Origin of the sequence: Achromobacter sp. UBA5777 (assembly GCF_002418565.1) — a bacterium.
In the GTDB taxonomy this organism is placed as follows: domain Bacteria; phylum Pseudomonadota; class Gammaproteobacteria; order Burkholderiales; family Burkholderiaceae_B; genus Achromobacter; species Achromobacter animicus.
The window spans coordinates 3,897-4,420 of record NZ_DIEJ01000026.1 but is presented as its reverse complement, the minus strand read 5'-3'; positions in this window follow the sequence as shown (position 1 = coordinate 4,420).

Genomic DNA, 524 nt, shown 5'->3' with positions numbered 1-524 from the left:
CCCGCGCCCAGGCAGGCGGCCAGCGCGGCGGCGGCGGGAACACGGGTGTGCAGCCGCGCGCGCAGGGCGGCGGGCGGGTGGTGGTGCTTCAAGAGGATCTCCCCACTGGCGTCGGTTGGATGCGGCCAGCTACGTATAGAAATGACAACGATAATAATTATCAATTGTGTCGATATGCGCAGCCAATAGCGCGCGTCGGGGGAAGATGTAAAAAAGCCCTGCATCGCGCCACGGCGGCAGGGCTTTTACAGGAATCTCCTGTCAATTCATGGAGTTGAAGCGAACGTCGGCCCAGGCTGGCGCGGAGCGCGGCCACGGCCGCTGTTGGCGGCGCGCGACAATGTTTCGCCCGCGAGTACGGGTTACGGTAGGTGCGAGATCAGCGCTGGCCAGTCGTCGGGTTGACGGTGCTCGCGGTGCCGGCGGACGTGGCGGCAGCAGTGGGAGCAGGTGCTGCGCCAGACGCGGTGGCGGGCGCCGGCGCATCGGGACGCAGTTCTCGCCGCAGGATCTTGCCCACGTTG